The sequence below is a fragment of the Bifidobacterium cebidarum genome, assembly GCF_009193305.1.
GTDB lineage: Bacteria > Actinomycetota > Actinomycetes > Actinomycetales > Bifidobacteriaceae > Bifidobacterium > Bifidobacterium cebidarum.
The window spans coordinates 366,040-390,891 of sequence record NZ_WBVS01000001.1 but is presented as its reverse complement, the minus strand read 5'-3'; the positions used below and the strand labels follow the sequence as shown (position 1 = coordinate 390,891).

Annotated in this window: 20 protein-coding genes; 16 read left to right on the top strand and 4 right to left on the bottom strand. The window is 59.4% G+C overall.

Going from position 1 to position 24,852, the window contains the following annotated elements; genetic code table 11:
• Nucleotides 1-149: 149 nt before the first annotated feature.
• The 5 genes from F7D08_RS01705 to pstB all read left to right on the top strand — a co-directional run bounded on the left by F7D08_RS01705 (nt 150) and on the right by pstB (nt 5,271).
• Nucleotides 150-857, top strand: coding sequence for a response regulator transcription factor (locus F7D08_RS01705; RefSeq protein WP_165773699.1), 708 nt, complete (start codon nt 150-152; stop codon nt 855-857).
• Between the two features lie 315 nt (nt 858-1,172).
• A complete protein-coding gene (gene pstS, locus F7D08_RS01700; RefSeq protein ID WP_152208980.1) occupies nt 1,173-2,303 on the top strand; it encodes a phosphate ABC transporter substrate-binding protein PstS in 1,131 nt (376 codons plus the stop codon).
• A gap of 206 nt (nt 2,304-2,509) precedes the next feature.
• Nucleotides 2,510-3,466 (top strand): phosphate ABC transporter permease subunit PstC, encoded by a 957-nt coding sequence (pstC, locus tag F7D08_RS01695; RefSeq protein WP_152208979.1) that lies wholly within the window; start codon nt 2,510-2,512, stop codon nt 3,464-3,466.
• Nucleotides 3,466-4,458 carry a phosphate ABC transporter permease PstA gene (pstA, locus tag F7D08_RS01690; protein ID WP_193316136.1) on the top strand — a complete coding sequence of 331 codons (993 nt, stop codon included), beginning with the start codon at nt 3,466-3,468 and terminating at the stop codon, nt 4,456-4,458. The genes pstC and pstA overlap by 1 nt, the downstream gene beginning before the upstream one ends.
• A gap of 33 nt (nt 4,459-4,491) precedes the next feature.
• Nucleotides 4,492-5,271 carry a phosphate ABC transporter ATP-binding protein PstB gene (pstB, locus tag F7D08_RS01685; RefSeq protein WP_100493425.1) on the top strand — a complete coding sequence of 260 codons (780 nt, stop codon included), beginning with the start codon at nt 4,492-4,494 and terminating at the stop codon, nt 5,269-5,271.
• A gap of 620 nt (nt 5,272-5,891) precedes the next feature.
• Here pstB and F7D08_RS01680 read toward each other — a convergent pair.
• Nucleotides 5,892-7,286: an NCS2 family permease gene (locus F7D08_RS01680; protein ID WP_152208978.1), complete on the bottom strand. Its 1,395-nt coding sequence runs from the start codon at nt 7,284-7,286 to the stop codon at nt 5,892-5,894.
• A 265-nt stretch (nt 7,287-7,551) separates the two neighbouring features.
• Between F7D08_RS01680 and F7D08_RS01675 the strand changes: the two genes are divergently transcribed.
• From F7D08_RS01675 to F7D08_RS01645, 6 genes are all read left to right on the top strand, one after another.
• Complete coding sequence (locus F7D08_RS01675) at nt 7,552-8,265, top strand: hypothetical protein (protein ID WP_152209095.1); 714 nt, start codon at nt 7,552-7,554, stop codon at nt 8,263-8,265.
• Between the two features lie 343 nt (nt 8,266-8,608).
• Nucleotides 8,609-9,130, top strand: coding sequence for a 50S ribosomal protein L10 (gene rplJ / locus F7D08_RS01665; protein WP_033890556.1), 522 nt, complete (start codon nt 8,609-8,611; stop codon nt 9,128-9,130).
• 105 nt (nt 9,131-9,235) lie between these two features.
• The gene (rplL, locus tag F7D08_RS01660; protein ID WP_100493428.1) at nt 9,236-9,619 is read left to right on the top strand and encodes a 50S ribosomal protein L7/L12; all 384 of its coding nucleotides are present in this window, start codon (nt 9,236-9,238) and stop codon (nt 9,617-9,619) included.
• A 204-nt stretch (nt 9,620-9,823) separates the two neighbouring features.
• Nucleotides 9,824-11,395 (top strand): FHA domain-containing protein, encoded by a 1,572-nt coding sequence (locus tag F7D08_RS01655; RefSeq protein WP_152208977.1) that lies wholly within the window; start codon nt 9,824-9,826, stop codon nt 11,393-11,395.
• 8 nt (nt 11,396-11,403) lie between these two features.
• Entirely contained in the window at nt 11,404-15,111 is a 3,708-nt protein-coding gene (locus F7D08_RS01650; protein ID WP_193316135.1) for a helicase, read from the top strand.
• Between the two features lie 2 nt (nt 15,112-15,113).
• Nucleotides 15,114-15,314 (top strand): hypothetical protein, encoded by a 201-nt coding sequence (locus F7D08_RS01645; protein WP_152208976.1) that lies wholly within the window; start codon nt 15,114-15,116, stop codon nt 15,312-15,314.
• Nucleotides 15,315-15,323: 9 nt separating this feature from the next.
• Here the strand turns inward: F7D08_RS01645 and F7D08_RS01640 are convergent, their stop codons facing one another.
• The 3 genes from F7D08_RS01640 to F7D08_RS01630 all read right to left on the bottom strand — a co-directional run bounded on the left by F7D08_RS01640 (nt 15,324) and on the right by F7D08_RS01630 (nt 17,046).
• Nucleotides 15,324-15,917 carry a flagella basal body P-ring formation protein FlgA gene (locus F7D08_RS01640; protein ID WP_226803233.1) on the bottom strand — a complete coding sequence of 198 codons (594 nt, stop codon included), beginning with the start codon at nt 15,915-15,917 and terminating at the stop codon, nt 15,324-15,326.
• 181 nt (nt 15,918-16,098) lie between these two features.
• Nucleotides 16,099-16,284, bottom strand: a complete 186-nt coding sequence (locus F7D08_RS01635) for an FmdB family zinc ribbon protein (protein ID WP_152208974.1) — start codon at nt 16,282-16,284, stop codon at nt 16,099-16,101.
• Between the two features lie 72 nt (nt 16,285-16,356).
• A complete protein-coding gene (locus tag F7D08_RS01630; protein WP_152208973.1) occupies nt 16,357-17,046 on the bottom strand; it encodes a 5-formyltetrahydrofolate cyclo-ligase in 690 nt (229 codons plus the stop codon).
• A gap of 33 nt (nt 17,047-17,079) precedes the next feature.
• Here F7D08_RS01630 and F7D08_RS01625 point away from each other — a divergent pair, with 33 nt between their 5' ends.
• The 5 genes from F7D08_RS01625 to F7D08_RS01605 all read left to right on the top strand — a co-directional run bounded on the left by F7D08_RS01625 (nt 17,080) and on the right by F7D08_RS01605 (nt 24,845).
• Entirely contained in the window at nt 17,080-17,745 is a 666-nt protein-coding gene (locus tag F7D08_RS01625) for a GNAT family N-acetyltransferase (RefSeq protein WP_226803231.1), read from the top strand.
• Nucleotides 17,746-17,783: 38 nt separating this feature from the next.
• The gene (locus F7D08_RS01620) at nt 17,784-19,085 is read left to right on the top strand and encodes a magnesium transporter (RefSeq protein ID WP_152208971.1); all 1,302 of its coding nucleotides are present in this window, start codon (nt 17,784-17,786) and stop codon (nt 19,083-19,085) included.
• 160 nt (nt 19,086-19,245) lie between these two features.
• Nucleotides 19,246-19,539, top strand: a complete 294-nt coding sequence (gene groES / locus F7D08_RS01615) for a co-chaperone GroES (protein WP_033890546.1) — start codon at nt 19,246-19,248, stop codon at nt 19,537-19,539.
• 225 nt (nt 19,540-19,764) lie between these two features.
• Complete coding sequence (locus F7D08_RS01610; protein WP_152208970.1) at nt 19,765-20,781, top strand: AAA family ATPase; 1,017 nt, start codon at nt 19,765-19,767, stop codon at nt 20,779-20,781.
• A gap of 14 nt (nt 20,782-20,795) precedes the next feature.
• A complete protein-coding gene (locus F7D08_RS01605; protein ID WP_193316134.1) occupies nt 20,796-24,845 on the top strand; it encodes a transglutaminaseTgpA domain-containing protein in 4,050 nt (1,349 codons plus the stop codon).
• Nucleotides 24,846-24,852: the final 7 nt, after the last annotated feature.

The following is a 24,852-nucleotide window of genomic DNA, read 5'->3' as shown; positions in this document are numbered from 1 at the left end:
AGTGCAGTTCATTACGCTGATACGGTGTAGCGTGTAGCAGAAAATTACGTACTTTAGGCAAACGGCAGGCGAACGAAGAGGGAATGGTTACGATGGTATCTGAGAATTTTGCGCTTACGCGAACGGGCACCTACCCGAGAAAGGCCACTATGACACGCATTCTTATCGTCGAAGACGAGGAATCCTATCGCGAACCACTGGTCTACCAACTTACACGCGAGGGGTACGACGTGTCTGCTGCTGCCACCGGCGAGGAAGGCTTGGAGCTGTTCACCAAGGGCGGCATCGACCTGGTGCTGCTCGATCTGATGTTGCCGGGCATCGACGGCACCGCATTGTGCCGCCGCATTCGTGAGCAGAGCCGTGTGCCGATTATCATGCTGACCGCCAAAAGCGCGGAGATCGATAAGGTGGTCGGTCTGGAAATCGGCGCCGATGATTATGTGACCAAACCGTATTCCTTCCGCGAACTGCTGGCCCGCATTCGCGCCGTGCTGCGCCGCAATCAGGTCACCGCCCAGGCCGCAGGCTCCGTGGATGACGATATCCCACTGGTGTGCGGCGATATCTCGATGCAGGTCGGCCAGCATCAGGTCACCGTGCGTGGCGAAACCGTGTTCTTCCCGCTGAAGGAATTCGAGCTTCTGGAATACCTGATGCAGAACAAGGGCCGCGTGATGACCCGTCACCAACTCATCGACCGCATCTGGGGCTCGGACTACGTGGGGGATACGAAGACCCTGGACGTGCATGTCAAGCGCGTGCGTTCCAAGATCGAAGAGGACCCTGCTCACCCCAAATATCTGACCACCGTGCGCGGCCTGGGGTATAAGATCGACACCCCGGCGGAGCAGTAAGGTCCGCTGAGTAGATTCAAGGAGATGTTGCTCCTTCTCAAACATGGGAAAGCGGTCGGAAGCGGCCGCTTTTTCATTGCGCAGACAGGTTCGCGAATGTCTTGGGCACGCGGCGTTCGCCAATCTCATACGCTTGTAAACTACGTAGTATTTACGTAGTTTCATATATCAGCAAGTGTTCATCTTCTGTTTACTGATTTCGGTATAGCGCTCCCTCCAACGCAAATAGGCTTGTAGTTGTCACGAAATGACCGGGCCTTGCGCACATCGTGCACATCGTCCGAGATTTATTGATAGAGGGAATAAGAAACAATTATGCAGAAGAACATTTTCGTTCGCTCCCTTGCCGCTCTGTCCGGCATCGCGATGCTCGCCACCGTCGCTGCCTGCGGCGATAACACTGCTTCCACTAGCAACAGCTCTTCTTCCGACCAGACCGCCAAGGCCGCTCCGATCTCCGGCGACTTCCAGGGCGCTGGCGCTACCTCCCAGCAGGCCGCTGTCGAGGCTTGGATCGCTGGCTTCCAGGGCACCAACCCTGATGCCAAGATCGCTTACAACCCGACTGGTTCCGGCGCTGGTGTGACCACCTTCCTGACCGGTGCTACCGCTTGGGCTGGCTCCGATAAGGCTCTCTCCGATGACAACATCGCCAAGTCCAAGGCCGTCTGCGCTTCCGGCCAGGCCTTCGACGTGCCGGTCTACATTTCCCCGATTGCCATCGTCTTCAACCTGAAGGGCGTTTCCGACGCCGGCAAGCACATCAACCTTGATGCCGCCACCGCCGCCAAGATCTTCGACGGCAAGATCACCACCTGGAACGATCCGGCCATCCAGGACCAGAATAAGGACCTGAAGCTGCCGAGCACCCCGATCACCGTGGTACACCGTTCCGATAAGTCCGGCACCACCCAGAACTTCGTCTCCTACTTCAAGGATCAGGCTCCTGACGCTTGGACTTACGATCTTTCCGAGAACTGGCCGAACGAGGTTGGCCAGGGTGCCAAGGGCACTTCCGGCGTGATCTCCACCGTCAAGCAGGCCGATGGCACCATCGGCTACGCTGACTTCTCCCAGGTCGGCGACCTCGGTACCGCTGCCATCAAGGTCGGCGACTCCTACAACGAGATTTCCGCTGAGGCTGGCTCCAAGGTCATCGAGGACTCCAAGCTCGACGACACCGCCAAGGGTGAGAACCGTGTGGTCGTCAAGATCAACCACGCCACCGAAGCCAAGGGCGCTTACCCGATCGTCTTGGTCTCCTACGACATCGTCTGCCCGGCATACAAGGACACCAAGCAGGCTGAGTTCGCCAAGGCTTGGCTGACCTACGTGACCTCCGACGAGGGCCAGAAGGCCGCTCAGGATGCCGCCGGCTCCGCTCCGCTGCCGTCCAGCCTGACCTCCCAGATCTCCAAGTCCATCGAGGCTATCAAGACCAAGTGAGCAGACGGTTCCAAGAAACCGCATGAATCACTGGCTGGTTCCGATAACTGAAATACAACTGAATAAGACCATTTCGGTCTGAACTTTGAGCCGCAGTCGTAAGCAATACGGCTGCGGCTCAAAGTGGGTCAAGGGGCATACGGTTTTGCAGGCTTTTTGACCACTGATCCTTACATCCTTACCAATATCTTCGTTAAGGAGAACCCGTGAGTTCGCAAGACAAAACGGCTCTCGCACCATCGGGCGGCAAAACCGCCGACAAGGTGTTCCGTGGTGTGGCATACGCCTGCGGCATTTTGATCCTTGTAGTGCTTGCCGCCGTGTTCCTCTTCCTCTTCTTCCGCGCCTGGCCGCTTATCGGCGGCGATCAGAAGGCCAACAGCGATGTGATCTCCAGCTTCACCGGTGGCAAGGTCTCCAGCTTCTGGGGCTATGTGCTGCCGTTGCTGTTCGGCACTGTGCTCATCTCCATCTTGGCCCTGATCATCGCATTCTTCGTGTCCATCGGCATCGCACTGTTCATCTCCCACTACGCGCCGAAGAAGGTCGCCACCGGCCTGAGCTACGTCATCGATTTGCTCGCCGCCATTCCTTCCGTTATCTACGGTCTGTGGGGCGGTCTGATCCTGGTGCCTGCCATCTACCCGTTCTGGAACTGGGTGGCCAACCACCTCGGCTTCATCCCGCTGTTCGCAGGCCCGGCCGCCAACCCGCAGCGTACGGTCGCCACCGTGGCCGTGGTGCTCGCCGTCATGGTGCTGCCGATCATCACCTCCATGTCGCGTGATATCTTCCTGCAGACCCCTACCCTTCAGCAGGAGGCCGCCTACGGCTTGGGCGCCACCAAGTGGGAAATGATCAAGCTCGCCGTTATTCCGTTCGGCCGCTCCGGCATCGTCTCCGCATCCATGCTGGCCCTGGGCCGTGCACTCGGTGAGACGATGGCCGTGTTGATGATTCTTTCCCCGAGCGTCACCGGCTACTCCATCAAGATTCTGCAGGCTTCCCAGAGCAACGCAATCGCATCCAACATTGCCGCCCAGTACCCTGAAGCCAACGATCTTGGTGTGTCCGTGCTGATCGGAACCGGTTTGATCCTGTTCCTCATCACCTTCATCGTGAACTTCGTGGCTCGTAAGATCACCGAGAAAGCGGGTGCCTGATGGCTGAAGAAACCAAGAAGAAGAACTTGGACGGCGCTCCCGTCATCGACTTCGACAAGTTCCGCCCCTCCCGCTCCTCCGAGCAGCGCCGTAATGTCATGGACAAGTTCATGGCCGGCCTCATCGCTTTGGCCTTCGTGATCGCCTGCATCCCGCTGGTCTCCGTGCTGTGGACCACCATCGTCAACGGCATCAAGCGTCTGAACCTGAACTTCCTGACTTACAACATGACCGGTGTGGTCGGCGGCAACCCGACTCCTTCCGGCGGTTACGGCGGTGTGCTCCACGCCATCATCGGCACGTTGGAGATCACCGGCGGCGCCATGCTGATCTCCATCCCGATCGGCATCATGTGCGCCGTGTACCTCGTTGAGTACGCTCACGGTGGCAAGCTCGCCATGACCGTCTCCCTGCTGGTCGACGTGATGAGTGGTATTCCTTCCATCGTTGCTGGTTTGTTCGCGTTCTCGATGTTCACCATCGTGTTCGGACCTGGAACCATCAACGGCATCGAAGGCTCCGTGGCATTGTCCCTGCTGATGCTGCCTACCGTGGTCAAGTCCTGCGAAGAGATGCTCAAGATCGTGCCGAACGATCTGCGCGAAGCCTCTCTGGCACTGGGCGTCACCAAGCAGCGCACCATCGCCAAGATCGTGCTGCGCACCGCACTGCCGGGCATCGTTTCCGGCTGCATCCTCGCCATCGCCCGTGTGATTGGTGAGACCGCACCGTTGCTGATGACCGCAGGCTACATCGCCAGCACCAACGTCAACCTGTTCGCAGGACAGATGACCACGCTGCCAGTGTATGTCTACCAGGAGTACTCCAAGCTCTCCGCCAACTGCCCGGCCAACGCCACCGCAGCTTGCGTGCCCACCATCCCGATGGAACGCGCTTGGGCCGCTGCTCTCGTGCTGATCGTCGTGGTGCTGGTGCTCAACCTCATCGGTCGTCTGGTGGCCAAGATCTTCGCCGTCAAGACCGAGCGCTAAACCGTTCGGAAACAAGGAAAATAAGGAATCATCATGGGACAACGTATTGACGTCAACCACGAGAACATCTACTACGGTGACTTCCTTGCCGTGGAAGATGTGAACATCAACATCGAGGCCAACAAGGTCACCGCCTTCATCGGCCCTTCTGGCTGCGGTAAGTCCACCGTGCTGCGCACGCTCGACCGTATGCACGAGCTCATCCCCGGCGCTCACGTCGAGGGCGAGGTGCTGCTCGAGGGCAAGAACCTCTACGACAAGGACGTGGATCCTGTCTCCGTCCGTCGTGACGTCGGCATGGTCTTCCAGCGCCCGAACCCGTTCCCGACCATGTCCATCCGCGAGAACGTGCTCGCCGGTGTGCGCCTGAACAACAAGCACATCAGCAAGTCCGACGCCGATGACCTGGTTGAGTGGGCCCTGCGCGGCGCCAACCTGTGGAACGAAGTCAAGGATCGTCTGGACAACCCGGGCATCGGCCTTTCCGGTGGCCAGCAGCAGCGTCTGTGCATCGCCCGCGCTGTGGCTGTGCACCCGCAGGTCGTACTGATGGATGAGCCGTGCTCCGCCCTTGACCCGATCTCCACCCTGGCCGTTGAGGATCTGATCAACGAGCTCAAGGACGATTACACCATCGTGATCGTGACCCACAACATGCAGCAGGCTGCTCGTATCGCTGACTACACCGCCTTCTTCAACCTGAAGGCCGTCGGCCAGCCTGGTCACCTCGAGTACTTCGCTGACACCACCACGATGTTCAACAACCCGCAGAACGAAGAAGCCGAGCGTTACATCTCCGGCCGCTTCGGCTGATCCGTGAAGCAGGCAGTCCAGTGGACTGCCTGTAGGATCGGCCTGAGTGAGGCAATAGCCGAACGATGGTGGGTTGAGCCCGCCGTCAGGCGGCCTATTCTTGCTGGGCTGATCGACTGGTTTCGCCTTACTGTTGCGCCAGTGTTTGCTGTGCGTGGCATTTCCACTGATGAGAAGGTCCCGTATGGTTGCTTTCCATACGGGACCTTCCCATATTCACGGAACAATTGCTCTTTGAGGGTTTGTCGGGTATAAAGTTTCAACGGTTTGGCACGACCTGTAGTCAATCGTTCGATGACGTTGTTGTGGCAATATGCAGTGGTACGACTTACTGGCTTCGAGGTTTTACGTCAGTCGTGACAATTATTCTTGCCGCAATCGATTTATTTAGCCTAATTCATGACTATTGTGGCAAGAAAAACGGCATAACATGGTTGCTGCATGCTGAACAGTGTTGGCACATTATTTTTAAACTGGCCGAAATCAATTGTTGTGGCAGGCGCGAAGGCATGTATGAATAATCTTTGCTGGGCGCGATGCACCATCGAATACAAATTGAATACAAAAAGGCTGGACTCGATGAGGAGTCCAGCCTTTTCGCTGTGAATCTATTTAGTAATTCACAGAATCGCCATGCAGACGAAGTCCAGGATGAACAGCGCGGAGACGATCCACAGGATCGGGTGCACTTCCTTGGCCTTGCCCTTGCAGGTCTTCACGATGCAGTACATGATGAAGCCGCCGGCGATGCCGTAAGAGATGGAGTAGGAGAAGGCCATGAACACGGCGGCGAAGAACGCCGGAATCGCGTCATCGATGTTGGCCCAATCGATTTCCTTGAGGGATGCGGCCATCAGGCAGCCCACGATCACCAGCACACCTGCGGTGGCGGCGGACGGTACGGCGGAAACCACCGGAGCCAGGAAGGCGGACAGGGCGAAGCAGACGGCCACGACCACGGAGGTCAGACCAGTGCGGCCGCCCGCGGCGATACCAGCGGAGGATTCCACGTAGGTCGTGGTGTTGGAGGTACCGCAGATAGCGCCGATGGAGGTGGCGATGGAGTCGGCGAACAGGGCCTTATCCATCTTGGAGGAGAAGCCGTGGCCGTTCTCCAGAGCCTCTTCGTCGGCGGCGGAGAAGATGCCGGTGCGGCGACCGGTGCCGATGAAGGTGCCGAGGGTGTCGAACGTATCGGACATCGAGAAGGCGAAGATGGTCACGATGACCAGCGGCAGCTTGGTCGGGTCGGAGAACAGGGCCGGGAAGCCATCGGCGGAGAAGATGGCGCCGAAGGTCTGCGGCAGCTGGGAGAAGGTCTCGGAGATGGACATCGAAGAGCCGAAGTTGGTCACGCCGAACGGGATGCCGATTACCGTGGTGATGGCGATGGCCAGCAGCAGGCCGCCCTTGACCTTCATCACGGTGAACACGATGGACAGCACGAGGCCGATGAGGAAGACCCACAGCACCTTGTCGTTGAAGGTGGCGAGGCCTGGAGTAGCGGCCACGGCGCCACCCTTGGCGGCAGCCTTCGGGTCTCCGGGGGTGAACTTGATGAGACCCACGTTCAGCATGCCCACGTAGGCCACGAACAGACCGATACCGCCGCCGATGGCCTGCTGCAGCACCTCGGGGATGGCCATGATGATCATCTTGCGGATCTTGGTGACGGTGATGATGATGTTGATCAAACCACACAGGAACACCATGCACATGGTCTGCTGCCAAGTGAAGCCCAGGCCGAAGCACACCGTGTAGGTGAAGAATGCGTTGAGGCCCATGCCGGCTGCCTGGGCATACGGCACATTGGCGAACAGGCCCATGACCAGGGTGCCGATGATGGCCGCGATGATGGTGGCCAGGAACACGCCGCCCCACGGCATACCGGTCTGGGACAGGATCTGCGGATTGACGACGATGATGTACGCCATTGCGAAGAACGTAGTCAGGCCGGCCAGGATTTCGGTCGAAACCGTCGTGTTGTTCTCCTTCAAATGGAAGAACTTCTCCATTACTCTCTACTTCCTTGGGTTGTGCGGGGCCTGCACGCGAGCGGATGCGCTCCGGTTGCCCCGGCGAGAATTGCGACTCGCCCTGATCGGCCTGGCCGCGTGCGTATGGCGCGCCCACCCAATCAGAACCATCGCTGATTATAACCGGTGCATATATCGTGAATTTCGCGGGATGGCCCAGTGGGGGCGCGCATTACACTGAAGGCAGTTGCGAAGTGGATTGTGCAAGTACATAAGCCATAGGTAGAGGAATGAGGGAAAGATGGTGAAGACACCGGTGGAAGTCAGCATCACATCATGGCGCAAGAACACGGTGAAGCCAGGTCAGGAGCATGGTCGCGTGCTGCTGATGCCCGGCACCGGATACAACTGCGACCGCCCGCTGCTGTATTGGTCGGCGCAGGCCTTGGCCGAGAACGGCTGGCGCATCGACCGCATGAATGTGCGCAATGCTTCCGATGATTTGTCTACGGTGATTCCGGTGCTGAACAACGCCATTGACGGCTGGGTTGCATCGGCGAAGACCGAACGGCTGTTGCTCATCGGCAAATCGCTGACCACGATGACTTATCCGCACGTTGCCTCCCACTATGGGTTGCCGTTCGTGCTGTTGACTCCGGTGCTGCACCACGCTGATTTTGATCCATCCGCTCGTGTGATTCCGGTGCCTGCCGTCGGCGATGACATTGTGGGGGAGGATGAAGCGCCGAGCGTCGATGAGGCGGCACAGGTGATTCGTTCGGAGCATGCCGGCGATTCCCATGCCCGCGGTTCTCGCTACGCTGGCCCTGCTCCGCTGATTTGCGCCGGCACCGCCGACCCGTTCTATGACAGGATCCGCGCCAATGCGCTGACCCCGCACGTGCATGAGTACCCTGATGCCAACCATTCGATTGAAGTGCCTGGTCATTGGCGCCGCTCGTTGGATTATCTGAAGGAAGTCACCGCCTCGGTGGCACAGTACGCCGCAACGTTGTGATGATTCTCGGACAACGTACGCCGACAGGCCGTCAGCGTACGTTGTCCGAGAAGGGGCTCAGCAGCGGGATAATGGCATCATTGCGACACGCCGAAGTGTCGCGTTGTCGCTGTCCGCACGTAAATTATCAGACCGTAAACCACAGACCGTTGGTTGAAGTGCGCGTGAGTGCGCTTCCGAAGTTTGGTTCGCCAAGCCAACGCAGGTTGAGAGATATAAGCCCGTAAAGGGCTCGTGCAAGTCACTTCACGAGATTATGTTGCTCTGCCTGCGTGCAGGGCTTTTTTATTGCCCAGCCGAGCGTTCCGATTTCAAGTCAACGGCCGATTTAGGAAGGAACGCCATGAAGAGGCCCGAAAAGGAAGCGGTGGTCGCACAGCTTACGGAGCAGTTCCGTAACGCCGATGCTGTCTACCTGACCGAGTACCGCGGGCTTACCGTTCCGCAGGTTTCCGAACTGCGCGAAAAGCTAGGCCGCGATACTTCCTACACTGTGGCTAAGAACACGCTGGCACGCATCGCCGCCAAGGAAGCGGGCATTGAGGGTCTTGACGACCTGCTCAAGGGCCCGACCGCCATCACCTTCGTGAAGGGCGACTTCATTGAGGCTGCGAAGGTCCTGCGTGATTTTGCCAAGACCAACAAGGCTCTTGTCATCTCGGGCGGCTATGCCGATGGCACCGTCTACGACGGCGAGGGTGCAAAGAAGCTGGCAGACATGATGTCTCGTCCGCAGCTTCTGTCCAAGTTCGCTGGCGACCTCAAGGCTACCACTGCCAAGGCCGCTTACCTGTTCGTCGCTCTGCCGACCAAGGCCGTGCGTACGATCGACGCTCTGCGCGAGAAGCAGGAAAAGGCAGCTTGATTTTCATGCGGCTTGCCGCGTGACTCATTCGGAAAACAAACAAAACATTGAGACGGTGCGTCCACCGAGTCGTGTGGATCGCCGCCAGAATGAAAGGAAGCCATCATGGCTAAGTACACCAACGAAGAGCTCCTGGAAGCCTTTGGTGAAATGACCCTCGTCGAGCTCTCCGAGTTCGTCAAGGCCTTCGAAGAGAAGTTCGACGTCGAGGCTGCTGCCCCGGTCGCTGCTGTTGCTGCCGCTCCGGCTGCTGGCGCTGGCGCTGAGGAAGAAGAGAAGACCGAGTTCGACGTCGTCCTGACCGCTGTCGGCGACAAGAAGATCCAGGTCATCAAGGCTGTCAAGGCCATCACCAACGCTGGCCTGGCTGACGCCAAGGCCATGGTTGACGGCGCTCCGAAGACCATCCTCGAGAAGGCCAAGAAGGAAGACGCCGAGAAGGCCAAGTCCCAGCTGGAAGAGGCTGGCGCCACCGTCGAGCTCAAGTGATTTGTGCGGCATAAGCCGCGAATCACGAGCTTTCGATAGCTTGAGAAACCCCGCACCTGAGCAGTCAGGTTGCGGGGTTTTCCGCATTTGCACCATAATCAGGTAGACTTGGCGATTCTTCGCTGATTAATCCATGAAAAATCAGCACAAGATGACACAATTGCACGTAATGTGGTCTGTAGTGCGTTTAGGAAGGCGGTCACGGTGAGCGAGTGGACGGTGCGGATCAATGGGGTTGATCAAGTCAGCGTCAAACCTGGCAATAGCTTGGAGATAGGTCGTAAACCATTGCGCCCGCTTGCCGCTGATGGTGCCCAGCGTCTCGATGTGACCGATCAGACCAAATCGATGTCGAAGCGCCACGTCTTGTTCACGGTGAACGAGAACGGTTCGGCCAGCGTACGCGATCTTGGCTCCACGAATGGATCATATGTGGTGCGAGACAACGGTGATTTGCTGCGATTGCCGCCGAACGCCGATTTTCTGCTGCCATCCTCGCCCATGCGCATGCAGTTCGGCGATGTTCCCGCAGACTTCATCCGCATTGACGAGCCATCATTGAGTGAGCAGCAGCCGGTTCCGGATCTGTTCGGGTACGCCGCCTCGGATGCTCCTCAGGAGCCGGACGCCGCTGACATGTCCGTCGACGACATTCTTGATTTACGCGCGGGCGAGCCCACCGCGATATTCAGTGCGGACAGTGTGAAGCACAAGGTTGATGAGCTCGAAATCGGCAGCCTCAACATCGTGCAGCTGAACCAGAAGCCCGAAGAGCCGGATTTGCCGCGTGACCTGTTCGCGGACGCCGAAGCGAAGCAGCAGGAGGAGGAAGAGCAGCGCAAGGCCAAGGAAGCCATGGCTGCGGTAGCCTTGCCCGACCCGGTGGAACCGGAACCGAAGCCTGCGCTGCGGCCGGGTATCCGTATTTCCGGGCTGGTGCCGGTCGATGCCATTGCGCACCCGGCTCATGTGCAGCCGCATGTCACGATCCTTGCCGACCCAGCTCAGGCTGAGCCGGCAACAGCACCCACTGAACCAACCGAGCCTAAGCATGTGGAACCTGAGACTCCTGCAGTGCCGGAGGAGACGTCTGATGCCCAGGAGCCGTCGCAATTGCCCGCCGCTGCTGGAGCGGCCGATGCCGTTGAGGAGTCCGCAGAGCGGCAGTCCGAACAATCTCAGACTGTTGATGCGGCAGTGGAGCCGCATGTGTCTGAATCAGTGGATGATGGCGTACGGACTGCACAGACTGCGGCAGATCAGGCGGAAGTATCAACGGCACAGCAGGGTGAAGCCGAACAGCCTGATTCACAGAACACCAACCCGGCTTTGGTCTTTGAACCGATAGGGGACACGGCTCACGAGAGTGCGGACGGGACCGTCGGCGCTTCGGATGAGTCGGCTTCCGCGGCCTCGAACGCAACCGCAACCGCTGCGGTTGTGATGAATGATACGGACATGGATGAAAATGGCGGGTACAAGCCGGCTTTTGAACCCGGATCGGTATTCGACCGTGTGGCCAAGGGTGAGCTGAAGGCTCAGGAACCGGTTGTGGAGGTCGATGGATTGAATTCCAACGATGCGAAAACCACGCAGGATTTCTCCCTGCAGTTCGAGATTGCGCGTCATCCGGAGCTCTTGGCCTTCCTCGCCATGAACCCCTACCTGTACGACGACATGTATGCATGGCTTGCCGCTCGCGGCGAAGCTGATATCGACGAAGCTCTGGCCCACAACAAGGGCTACCAGGAATACCGCGAAGCGGTTGGAAAGTGAGCCGGGAGATGACTCAAACGCAGAACCAACAGGATTCGAAGACCGATACCGTATCTACCGACGTTATCGCCAACGGCGGGGCGCCTGCCACTGTGAGCGCTCCGGCCAATCCTGCTGCCGAGGCGGTGATTGGATTGAACCGTATTCGCGGCTGGCGGGACAAGTATCGTGCCATGCTGGCGCCCTCGCCACTGGAGGACGTGAACCAGTTGGTCGCCAAACTGGATATGACCCATGCCCACCCCTCCGGCATCGCCCAGCTGTTCGCATCCGGCCATGTGCGCCTGGATTCGCTGTTCCGCGATACCGGCATGTTGAAGGCGGCCGAGCGTCATCTCACCCGCGTGCTCGATGACCAGACCGCCAAGCGCCGGATTTCCGGTGTGGCCGAGCTGTCGATGGCTGTCGGCGTGGCCACGTGGAAGGGCAATGCTCTGCCGGTGCTGCTGTACCCGGTGACCGTTTTCGTGCCCAAGGAAGGCTCGGCGCCGACCATCCAGTTCGCCGGACGTGTGACGCTCAATAGCGCATTCGTCAATGTGCTGCGCGAACAGCGTGTGTATCTGGATGAAGACTCCCTGTTCGACGGTTCCAGTTACGACAGTGGCACCCCGGAAACCTCGGCCATGTTCTCCCGCATTACCGCAGAGGCCAGCGACTATATTGCCGACTTCTCCATCGAACGCCATATCGTAGTCGGCTGCTTCATGGATCCCTCATCGCTGATTGTGGCCGAAAGCCAACAGTTCATCGACCAGTTGGAGAACGGCGCCACCGGCAACGTGCTGCTTGACGCCCTTGCCGGTGATGAGAACGCACGTGCCTCGCTCAAGGATACGAACCCGCCGCAATACAGCCCGTTCGACTCCGATCCGCATTCCGAGTTCGAAGTCGGCGATGTGGACAATACCGTGCGTTATGCCGCATCGCTGGCCGCTGCCGGCCATAGCATCGTGGTTGACGGCTCTTTCCCCAAGGGTGCCGCCGAACAGGCCGTAGCCATCGCGTCGCGCTGCATTATGAGCGGCCGTTCCGTGCTGTATGTGCCGGGTGTGACCGAACAGAAGCGTCGCTTCATGCAGGCGGCTTCCGCCAATGAGCTGAAGGCCCAGCTGCTGGATGTGTCTGATGAGCAGGGCAACGCCGCCATCGATAAGCAACTAATCGCCGCCGTCGGCTTCCAGCAGGGCGTCGCCACCCAACGATTCGACCAGCTTGCCGATGAACTTGTGGGAGTCCGCTCCCGTCTGACCCGTTACCTGGGCGATCTGCACGGTGTGAGCGACAAGTGGAATGTCTCTGCGTACGAGACGATCCAGAACCTTGCTCGCATCTCCGTGCTGCCCACTCATCCGGCCACGCATGTCAGGCTGCGCGAACAGAGCGCGCTCGCTGTCGGCTCGGATATGGAATCCTGGATCGGCAAGCTGGAACGTGCCGGCGAGCTTGGCGAATTCACCATCGGACCGGAAGACACCGCTTGGTATAAGGCGAACCTCACCACCGAAGATCAGGCCATCGATGTCTACCAGCGCGTGGACGACCTTCTGCGCCGATATCTGCCCGCCACCCGCGAACAGGTGACGCGCACAGTGCAGACCTGTGGTTTCCCGGTTCCTGCCACCACTCGCGAGTGGGAGCGCCAGGTCACGGTGCTGAAGAACCTGAGGCGTGTGCTGGATGTGTTCCAGCCTGAGATTTTCGAACGAGACATCGATTCGATGATTGAGGCCACCATGCCCAAGGCGCAGCGCAAGGCCGAGGGCACTTCGATGGGCTTCTGGGAGCGCCGCCGCCATATCAAGGAGGCCAAGTCGCTGCTGCGCGTCGGCGCGCAGGTGGAGGACCTGCATGAGGCCCTTAAGGTGGTCGCCAAACAAGGCGAACAGTGGCGCCAGTTCGTGCCGCACGGCGGATGGCCGGTGCTGCCCACCAAGCTGGATGACATCATCACCACGCTTGATGGCTTGCTGGGCAACATGACGTCGCTTGATACGGTGCTGGCCACCACACCGACGGGCGGCAATATAGAGACCGCTGATTTCAACACGGTTGAGACGCGTCTCAAGGCATTGCTCGATGATCGCAAGGCTTTGGATACGCTGCCTGAGCGTTGCCGTTTGGAGCAGGAGCTGGCTGCCGTTGGCCTGACCGAACTGGTCAATGACCTGACCATCCGCCATGTCGGCGTCGATCAGGTGCGCGGCGAATTGCAATTGGCGTGGTGGACCACGGTGTTCGACGACATCGTGCGTTCCTCGGCGATCATCTCCAATCAGGATGGTTCGGCGCTGCAGACCGCCTCCGATCGTTTTATCCAGGTCGATGTGGAGCATGTGCGTTCCGTAGGCCCGATGGTGGCTCAGGAATCGATGCGCAGGCTGTGCGACATGCTCTTCTCCCGCACTCAGGAAGCCAACCAGCTGCATACCGTGCTTGCCGGCCGCACCAACGTGACCTTGAGCCGTATTCGTCGCGATCATCCGGAGATCCTTGCCGCCGCCAAACCGATTATGGTGGCCGCGCCTGGCACGCTTGCCGCGCTCACTGAACCGGGCGTGCTCGCCGACGTGGCCATTCTTGACTCCTGCGCGCATATTCCTTCCATCGAACTGCTCTCGATTCTCAGCCGCGTACGCCAGGTCGTGGTGATCGCGCATTGCGCCACCGTGACCAGCGAATCCGTCAAGGAGCTAATCGGCATGCTGCCGCACGTTGAGGTGGCTGCCCAGCCATCCTGCCGCGCTCCTCGTCTGGCGGCATTCCTCGAATCCGAAGGATACGGGGCCGTCGACTACGATGTGGCGACCGAGCCAGCCACCGGCACGGTGAGGTTCCACCGTGTGGAGGCCAATGGCGTGCCGGTGATGTCCTCCGGCTTGGTGGAATCCAGCCAGCAGGAAATCGACGAGGTGGTGCGCATCATCACCGAGCGCGCCGCCAGCTTCACCGTGGTACCGTCACGCTACATTCTGGCCGTGGTGGTGCTGACTGACGTGTTCCGCACCCGTCTGGGTGCCGAATTGAAGTCGCTGGCATCCAAGAACAAGCCGATGGGTCGATTCCTGCGCCATGTGCGTCTGGTTCCGTTGCGCGATGTGGCAGGGACGCAGGCCACGGATGTGATTATCTCCATGAGCTACGCGAAAACCGTGCACGGTCGATTGCTGCAGCAGTTCGGCGTGCTGGAAAACGAAGGCGGTCGCGGCATGCTGCTGGATGCGTTGGCGCTTGCCGATCGCAACCTCGACATCGTCGCTGCCTTTGGTCCGGAGGATATGGATGATGAACGCCTCCACCAGACCGGTCCAAGGTTCCTGAAGACCGTGCTGAGCTGGGTCGATCAGTTGGATGGCCGTCCGGTGCTGCCGGTGCGTAACGCCGATGGAGACAATGTGCTTTTCAACGATATCGCCGATCGTCTGCGTGCTCGCGGTCTCGACGCCGCGGTGGATTACGGTTTCGACAAGGGCATCAAGATTCCGCTGGTCGTGGGTCTGAAGGACAAGCCGTTCGCGTTGGCGGTGGAAACCGATGATGCGAACTTCATGTCCATCCAGTCGACGCGTCGCCGCCATCGCTTGGGCAGTCAGGATCTGATGTCCCTCGGCTGGAACGTGATGACCGTATGGAGCGTGGCCGCGTTCGTGAATCCGGATAAGGAAGTCGACCGCATCGTGGCGCGCATCAGCGAAATCTACCGCGAGGTGGAATAACGATGGCTGAGTATTCGGCAACTCGCCGCACGCCTCGCAAGCACAAGCGCGTGGTGATGAAAGGCACTGAGCGGTTTGATGCCGACGGCGTCAAACTTGAGCCAGGCGATATGCAAACCGCTCAGCAGCGCCAAGCTGATGATGACAAGCGCATCCTCGGCGAGCTGCCGCCTCACTGGGCTGTGTTCAATGAAAAGCGGTGAACGCTCCTCTCACTGCATCACGGCTACAATGGCGCCCGCTTCTTGCAGCTGCATCACTCGTGCGGCGGCATCCGGCGCCATGGCGAACGACACCAACTGTCGACCGTCTGCATAAGACGAGTCGGCAGTCGTGCTGATGCCCATCACCAGTGCATCATCGGCAAGTATGCAGCTATCGCCCTTGATTTCGTTCGTGATTGTGCGATCCGCATCTGTCCCACAGCCGAATGCCGATACCAGCTGCACCGTGTCTCCGACCACGAGTTCATCAATCGAACTGGTCAGCTGCACATCCATTACCGTGGAGCCCGCTGGCACCATGGGTGCGGCACGTGTCATATGCGTGAGTATCGGATCGCCATTCGTGATGTCGATAGATGCTATGCGTCCTGCCGCATCATCAACCGCGCCGATCATCGAATCGCTTACGACCGATGGCGGGAAATGCCGAACAGCTACATCCGTTGGGTTCACCGTGCTTCCGCGAGAGATATGCCGTATGGCGACCACCACTGGCACGGTGGCGATATACGCGGTCACCGTCCCGAGGGCGAACAGCACGGCCAGTCCCGCGCATGCCGCTGCGGCAATACGTCGCAGCATATGCAGCATTCTGCGCTGCTTCAGTGAGCCGGAGGGCAGGAGCCTGCGCATTGAGGGCATAGAAAAGGTCACCATGAATCCATGGTGACCTGAACGCTTGCACCTGCGCAAGCCCAACCGACCTATGTGGTTCGAGCTTGCCGAGTTATCCACATGTCACGGCATGACACCGCATCATGCGTTACTTGGACGACTTGTCCGTACGGTAGAAGCCGTGGCCCTTAAACTCGATCGGCACGGCGGAGTAGACCTTGCGCACCTGCTCCTGGGCGCACTTCGGGCACACGGTAATCGGATCGTCGGAGAACGACTGCTGTTCAGTGAAATCGTAGCCGCAGTTCTTGCAGCGGTAATGATAAGTAGGCAACGGATTCCTCCACACAAATAAACGCAAATTCGCATGGCCTAACGCCATGCCAAGCAACCGTTCATATCCTAGTCATTGCCCTGACACTTTGCTGCGGGGAATATCATGGTTTGCATTACGGTCCAGCAAGCGGAACCCCTTTGGCGTAAGCACCGCGTCGGCGGGCACATCATGCGGTTCGGCGGGCAGGCTACGCTCCATGACTTCCCACGGCCAGCAGATGGCAATCAGTGGGCAGTCCGGGTTGCGATTGGCCAGTGCACGGTCATACCATCCGGCGCCGCGACCCAGACGGTAGCCACGCGGGTCCACGCCGAGCGCCGGCGCGAATACCGCACTGGCCTGAATCAGCGCCTGTGGAGGCAGCGTATCGCCTTCGGGCTCATCAGGGCGCAGATGGCCATGGCCGTCCACCACATGCAGATCGTCCAACGAATGAAGCATGCTCCAGCCGAGGTCCAACCCGGATCCCAGCTTCGGTACAAGTACCTCACATCCGCGTTCCAGCAGCCAGCCGAGCAGCGGTCGGGTTTCGATCTCCGAGCCCATGGACACATAGGCAGCCACTGTGACGCCTGATTTCAGCGCCCCTATTGCCGTGACGAATTCGGGGGAGTCCTTCAACACGCGCACCAGCGTGCGTCCGGCGTCCAATCGCTCCTCGGCAGTGGTGAACTTGCGTTTGGCCAAAGCCTGATGTCGCAGTTCGGTTTTATCGGCGGCCTGACCATTCGCTTTGTCCGTAATCCCTACACCACTCATACCGTTCAACGTAGCACGGCTACAATAAGGGCCGTGTCAGTATTCCAGTCCATTAAAGAGGCGCTCAGGCCGGACAATCAGATTCGCATGCCTCGCCTGACCCATCCTGGTTGTCCAATTGCGCTGCGCCCGCTCACCATGGATGATGAAGAGGCGTGGAACGAAGTGCGTTGGCGCAACAATGCATGGCTGGCTCCCTGGGAATCCGGGGATCCGATGCACGGCGGAGCCATCACCTTCAACCAATGGATCCAACGCCAGCGTCGCAATGAGCAGCATGGCACAGGGGCACTGTTCGCCATCGAATACCAGATGCGCATCGTCGGCCAGATTTCGTTGGGCGCCATATCGTATGGCGCAATGCGCACGGGAGTGGTGGGATACTGGGTCGATCAGCTTTACGCCGGGCGCGGCTTCGCTCCGATGGCCCTCGCCATGCTTGCCGATTGGGCTCTGGCCGATCCATTCGGCCCGGCATTGCATCGTTTGGAAATCGCGATTCTGCCTGACAATGCGCGCTCGCTGGCCGTGGTTCGCAAGGTCGGCGCGCATCATGAGGGGTTGCGCGAGCGATATATGTATGTCAACGGGCAATGGCGGGACCACGTGACGTTCTCACTGTTGGCCGAAAACGCCGGAGAGGGATTCACCACGCGTCTGCTTCAGCCGGGTTCATCATCCGACACGCCCGGCGAGTAACAACCCAGTTCGTCGGCACGTCTCCTATTCTTGACTCTATGGGTTACGAGTCACTAAGCACCATTATTGTGCTGGTGATTGCGGTGATTGTTATTGCTGTATGGCTGCCTGCACGCACGGCCAACGGCATGAAGCGTGCAGCCGAACACCGACAGGATCGTTACTCGCCGTCACTGCGCATAGTGGAAGCGGAGGATGGCAGGCGATTCGGCGATGTCAAGCCGCGTGAGGCGAAAGGGGCAGCAATGCCAGCATCTACAACGTCAGCGAAGCTGACACCGGCGCATATTGCACATGTGCGTGAGCTGCGCAAGCAGTCCATTCGGCGTCGTCAGATTCTGGTCGGTTCGCTGCTTGCCGTGACGGTGCTGGTGCTGGTGCTGGCGTTTACTTTGCGCTTCAGCCCGCTCTTCGCTTTGATTCCGTTTGCACTGACCGTTGTGGTTCTGGCCTTGGGGGCCAATGCAGCACGCCATGCTCGCGAGTGGGAGCACAGGGTGCAGCGCTATGAGCGTGCGCGTAAACGTGCCGCACAGCTGGCCAAGCGTCAGCAGAAGGCCGCCGCAGTTACCGATACAACTGCTGAAAAGAACGTACAGGTGGCAGCACAGGACGCGGCTGATGCCGCTGAATCAACGACTGAGGCCGCTGCCGAGGCCTCCACTGAGGTGATGGAGAGCCGCCAGATTCGCCGTGCTCTGCGCGCGGCTGAAATTGAGCAGGCCAAGGCCAAAGCGGCGCGTGAGGCTGCGGCCCAGAAGAAGGCTGTAGCCGGTGAAGATGCGTCTGATGTGGCCGGTGTGAGCCAGCAGGTCGAGCCGGCCAAGGTGCAGCCTTCCCTGACGGTTCGCGATGAACGCGATGATGAAACTGAAGCTGCTGATGCCACTTCCGAACTGTCTTCGGTCAAGCCTGCACGCGCTCTGGACGTGTTCGATATGGCCACCTCCCAGGACCTCATCTCCTTCTCGCTGGGCGAGCCCCGCAACGAAGGCAACGCCCCTGAGAGCTTGGAGATCAAGTCCACCCGTCAGGTGTCCAAGGCTGAGCCGGTAGCGCCTGAAGTCGCCGAGCGGCTGATCGATGAGGCCCGTGCGGTGAAGGCCGCTGATGACGCCCAGGCCGTGGCCGGCGACAAGTCCGCCGAGGTTGAGTCTGAAGTCGTTGATGCTGGAGCACAGGGCTCGACTGCCGACGATAAGGCTGCGAGCGGCGCTGTTCAGGAGTCCCAGGAATCGTTCCGCGAGCGTGAGGAACATGCCGAAGTGGAGGCTCCGGCTGCTACGTCCGATTCCCTGAGCGTGGGCTTGGACTCCATCCTCGCCCGTCGCGGCAACTGATTTTCTCTCACAGCGTTAGCACTCGAGTTGGCAGAGTGCTAATAATCGCGCTACCATGTGTCCTAGCGCAAAGGGACAACGCAAGTGATCGTCAGCCTCTTGAGGCGTTCTGGCGCGGCATTATCGAACTGAACTACAAGCAGATACGAGGTGACCCACAGTGTCGATTAAGCTCACACCGTTGGAAGACAAGATCATCGTCAAGCAGGCAGAAGCCCAGACCCAGACCGCATCCGGCCTGTACATTCCGGACAATGCCAAGGAGAAGCCGCAGCAGGGTGAAGTGCTGGCCGTTGGCCCGGGCCGTCGTGACGACAAGGGCGAGCGTATCCCGATGGACGTCAAGGTCGGCGACAAGGTGCTGTACTCCAAGTACGGCGGCACCGAAGTGCACTACGAGGGTGAGGATTACCTCATCATCGGCGCTCGTGACGTGCTGGCCATCCTTGGCTGAGACGCTGCGTGAATAACGCTTATCAATCCCGGTTGTTCTTCCTCGAACGGCCGGGATTTTTCATGCCCAATTACCTCAGCAAACGCACACTGAGCCGGTGTAAGCGTACGTTTGCTGAGTAGGGGAGGCGCAGGTATGGCCGACCATGCTCACAGCGTATTTGGGCCAGTACAGACGGCGCACGTACACTGGGAAGCGGTGAAGTCCCTATGAAAGAGGCTGTCTATGACCGCTACCGCTCCCACCTTCGAATCGGTTGCCACTGTGCCTGCAATGCCGCACGCTGAGTCTGTTGCAACGTCAGTCACGCCGGATGCGCTCGTTCGCATCGCCGATATGCTTGAATCCGCGCTGTCCAGTTCTCGCGAGGTCATCGACTTGGTAATCACCACGTTCGCGGCAGGTGGCCACCTGCTGCTCGAAGACGTGCCTGGCGTAGGGAAAACCACACTTGCCCGTGCCATGAGCCAGGCCATCGGCGGGGTTGCCAGCCGCATTCAGTTCACCCCCGATCTGCTGCCCAGCGATCTGACCGGCGTCAGCATCTATTCGCAGGACTCCCATGATTTCGAATTCCATCCCGGCCCGCTGTTCGCGAATATCGTCATAGCCGATGAAATCAACCGTGCGAACCCGAAAACCCAGTCGGCGATGTTGGAGGCCATGAACGAGGGGCAGATCAGCGTCGATGGGCACAGCCACTCGCTGCCCAATCCATACTTCGTCATCGCCACCCAAAATCCCATTGAGCTTGAGGGCACGTATCCGCTTCCTGAAGCGCAGCTTGATCGTTTCATGGCCTGCACGGGTTTCGGGTACCCCTCCGCCAAAGCCGAAGCGGCCATGCTGACCTCCGCTGATTGGTCCAATCCGCTTGACCGAGTCAGTCAGGTGTGCGGCGCGCATGAAGCCAACGCCATACGGGAGGCGGTGCGCAAGGTGGCCGTCGCCAAGACGGTCGCCGATTATCTGGTTTCGATTACCCGCGCCACACGGGAGCATGAGGGTGTGCGCTTCGGTGCTTCTCCGCGTGCCAGCTTGCATTTGGCGGCCATGGCCCGTGCCCGCGCCTATATCGCGGGTCGGGACTATGTGCTGCCGGATGATGTACAGGCGCTTGCCGAGCCGGTGCTCGCCCATCGACTGGTGCTGGATGATGCCGGCTTTGGCTCCGGCGATATGAACCGTGCTCGGCAGATTATCGCGGATATCGTGTCCGGCACCCCTGCGCCTCGCGCATAAAGGCGCGCATGATCATGGCCATGAGCAAACGATTCCAACGGCAGCATCATCGTCGGCACGGATTGATTCGTCCTACGGTTGGCGGGCTCATATTGTTGGGTGCAGGCGGCGCAAGCTGCTTCGGCGGTTTGCTGCTCGACGAGCGGATGCTGATGGATGCGACCATTGCCATAGTGGTGCTGTTCGTGTGCTCATTGGTGATGGTGCTGCTGCAATGGTTTGGTCTGCTGGCCATCGGGCGCCCGAGCTATCGAAAGCAGATCGAGCAACGGGACCAATTCGGACATATGGTGGAGTGTCTGGTCGGCGATCCGCCTGCGGGCCGACGCGGACGCTATGTAACGCTGAGTACGGCGGTGCGTTGGGTCGCGCCATTGGGCCTGTTCACGGCGACCAAAATCATGCCGGCCTCAGACGAGACCCTGATATTGCCGCAGATCAACACCGTTGCCGATACTGTCGGCGTCGCAGCCGATATGCGGCAGGCCGGCAACAGCCATCAGGAGCAATCCGGCGGCGTTCGCACCTATGCCCCTGGCGACCCGCTGAAGCTGATTTCATGGAAGCATACGGCCCGCCGCGGTGAATTGATGACGCGTGAAACCGGGCGCGATGCCCGTCCTGCAATCATCGTGGTGATGCACACCGATGCGAGTGCCCGACAGCTTGATGTTCAGGTGGCTTCCGTGTTGCCGATCGTGCGTGCGGCGGGAAAACGCGGACAGCGCATTGTGGTTACCGATGGCGTTCAAATTCATGAGGGTATCGACAATGTCGAGCGATTCCTGGCGGCGGTATGCCCGGCGGAGCCGATGTCGGTGCGCGTACGTGAAGCAGCCGTCCGTCGCCTTGCCGCCCAAGGGCCGTCGCTGGTGGTAGATGCGACGGAAGTGCAGCCCCTTGCAGTGGAGTTCGCTCCGAAGAAAACGGTTCCAAACGAGGCCTTCTCCTCTACAAGGGGCTGCCTCCCGCTGCTCATCTCCTTCTCCGTTGCTCTCAACGCGCTTACGGGTCTTATCGCTCCAGCGGGCATGTGGATTTGGTTCGCCGCCTCCCTCTTCGCGGTGATCGCCGCCGGAAGCGCTATTTCGAGTGCGCGCCTGGCGACGCGTGTTCATCGCCCGCGATGGGTTGTGGACGCGTTCAGAATCACCGCCTTTGCCATGGTGGAAGTGCTAGTCGTCGCTGTGCTCTCCATCGTGCATCTCAAAGACCTATTGGCTCCGATCTGGTCACGGGGCGGTCTGGCTGCAAACCTCGCTGATTCGTGGAGTCTGTACACCGGCACCGTGGCCAGCGGCTTCAACTCGCTGAATCTGCAATTGCCGCCGCTCAAGGTCGTGGGGCATGCGGACCTGTTTCTGCTGTTGCTCATTGCCGCAGCGGCGCTGCTTATTCGTTTCGTGTTGATTTGGCGGGCGGCCCAACCGGTTATGGCTGTGTTGCCGGTTGCGGCATTGGCTGCGGATTACGCACTTGCCGGCCATACGGCGCCACTATGGGCCATAGGGGCCGTCGTCGTGGCTTTCCCCCTGCTGCTCTGGTCGGCGCATCCTGAACGCGCTCGCCCTGATGCCGTGCTAGGTGCCGGCTGGTCTGGCCATAAGGCTTCTGTATGGGGCGTCAGTGGCAATGTTGCCGCAGCGAAGTCGCTACGTATTCACGCGGCATGGCCATCTCTTGCGAGCGATGCTCGGCTCAACGCCTTGAGACTCACGCCGTTGTTTGCCGCCATACTCGCCGCTGCCGTCACTTTGCCGCTTACCGCATCGGCCTCCGCGTTGGCCTATCGGGTGCCGCTCTCCATCGGCGAAGGCGGTGGCATGTTCACCTCGAACACCGTCAGCCCGATGATCGATCTGAATCGCAACATCGAATCCGGCTCGGATATCACCGTGCTGACCTATCAGGCGTATAAACGCAGTTATCTGCGCCTGACCACACTGGATAACTTCGACGGCGACTCCTGGGGCTATGATCGCGAGCTCGCGCTCGATGCCGGCTTGTACGGTTCGGGCATCCAGCTCGGCCGCAACAGCGAAGACGAGCTCACCCGCGAACAGCGTCGCGGCATGAACCCTTTAAGCATGTACATGTATTCCCTAGGGTACGACGGCTACATGGTGGCCACCTCCAACCAGAACACGCTCGAACAGTTCATGGTGAATGCCACCGTGCGTATCGACACGCTCAAATCCCGTTTTCTCCCAGTGCCCGGCATGGCCTCCTATGTGGAAGGCGCCGGCGATGACTGGCTGATGTATCAGGATGGCACGGTATACAACCGCACATCCGGCACCTCGGCGGACACCTCGTACACCGTGTTCGGAGCGGACATTGACCCCATTACCAATTCAAGCGGGTTCAGCAAGCTTTCCGTCATCGCGGACGCGAAAAACAGTCTGATTGGCACCAAGGCCGCAGCCGGGGAAGAGGAAAAGAACGCGTGGTATCAGGCTCGCCGCAACCTTGCCGATACTGGGCTTGCCAGTATCCAAGACGATACGCTGATTATCAGTGCCGCCATCAATGATGACGGCTCGGTGATCGGACCGTCGGGTTGGTATCTGGGCAAAGCCAGTGATGGCGGCGGAGAGACGCGAACCGCTGACGGTGCATACATCAGTATGCCGAGCGGCATTGTTTTTGACGATACCGTAGTTAATCAACTGGGGTTTGGACGAGATGATTATGTCATTGGTGTAGGCGCACCAAATATCCTTGTGCTCGCCATGCCCATTACTGATACAGGCGGTCAGGCTGTGGGTGGTGGCGCCACCACATTCTATGGCCAGGAATTGTGGGACCGCCAAGCCATTGCCACATTAGAAAGCGCGGACCCGGGGCTTTCCGGCTATACGATGATGCCCGGCAGCGATAGCGACGTCAGCAATCCAATCACTGAACGATTGAAACAGTATGTGGAGCGCAGCGACGAACGTGCGCATGAAAGCCGGTACACGTCCCTGCCCAAGCAGCTGCCGGTCAACATTCGTGCCGTGATTCAGCAGGCTCAGGCGGCAGGAATATCCATCACCAGTTCCAGTTACGACGATCAGGCGCGCGCGATGCGCTGGCTTGTGGAATATTTCACCAATCCAGATAATCACTTCACGTATTCGCTCAACGCCCCGGATGGCGATGGGCGGGACAATCTGGAAGTCATCGACGATTTCCTCGATCCGGCAAACGGGCACACGGGCTATTGCCAGCATTACGCTTCGGCGCTCGCTGTGCTTGGCCGCGCATTGGGTATCCCCACACGCATCGTGATTGGGTACAACGCCGGTGTGGAGCCTCGCAACAAAGACGGCTTCTTCGCTGTGCAATCCAAACAATTGCATGCATGGGTGGAAGCCTATCTGGATGGCGTGGGCTGGGTGCCGTTTGATGTGACACCCGCCACCGCTGAAAATGGATCGGCCTCTTCGAGCGCTGATTCCACTTCCGACACCGCCGGCTCTTCGAGCGACGCCAATGCTCCGGAGACGACGATTTCCCCGGATTCAAACTCATTCGAACAATCCACTGAAAACAACGACACCGGCAATGCTCAATCCTCTGATGCCACCAATAATGCCGACAAGCAGCTGGCTGTCGATACCGTTGCCAATGCCTCTGGAAACATCTGGACCCAAACAGTTGATTGGTTGGTGGCCAGACCGATATGGCTGCGCGTTGTGGTCGTCGCCGCGCTGGTACTGGCAGTAATTGGTGCCGGTTTCGGCATGTCGCGACTATGGCGTTGGCTGAGGCGCAGGCATGTGCTGGCCGTGATAGGTCGGGCGGAAGCCGATCCGGACAATTATCGACTGACTTCAGCGGCATGGCAGGCAGCGTGGCACGAGATACGTCGGACTGCGAAGCCGGCCAGGCCGGCACCCGCCGATACGGATTTGGACATTGCCGAAGCCATCGCGTGCCAATACCCCGATTGTGGCGATGCTATACGTGCCATCGCGCGCAACGTCACCGCATCTGCCTTCGGTGGCGCGCCCAAGTCTGTGGATGGACTTGCCGACCAATTGCAGTCGTTCTGGAGCCTGACGGCGTCCCAACGGTGACGTTGCT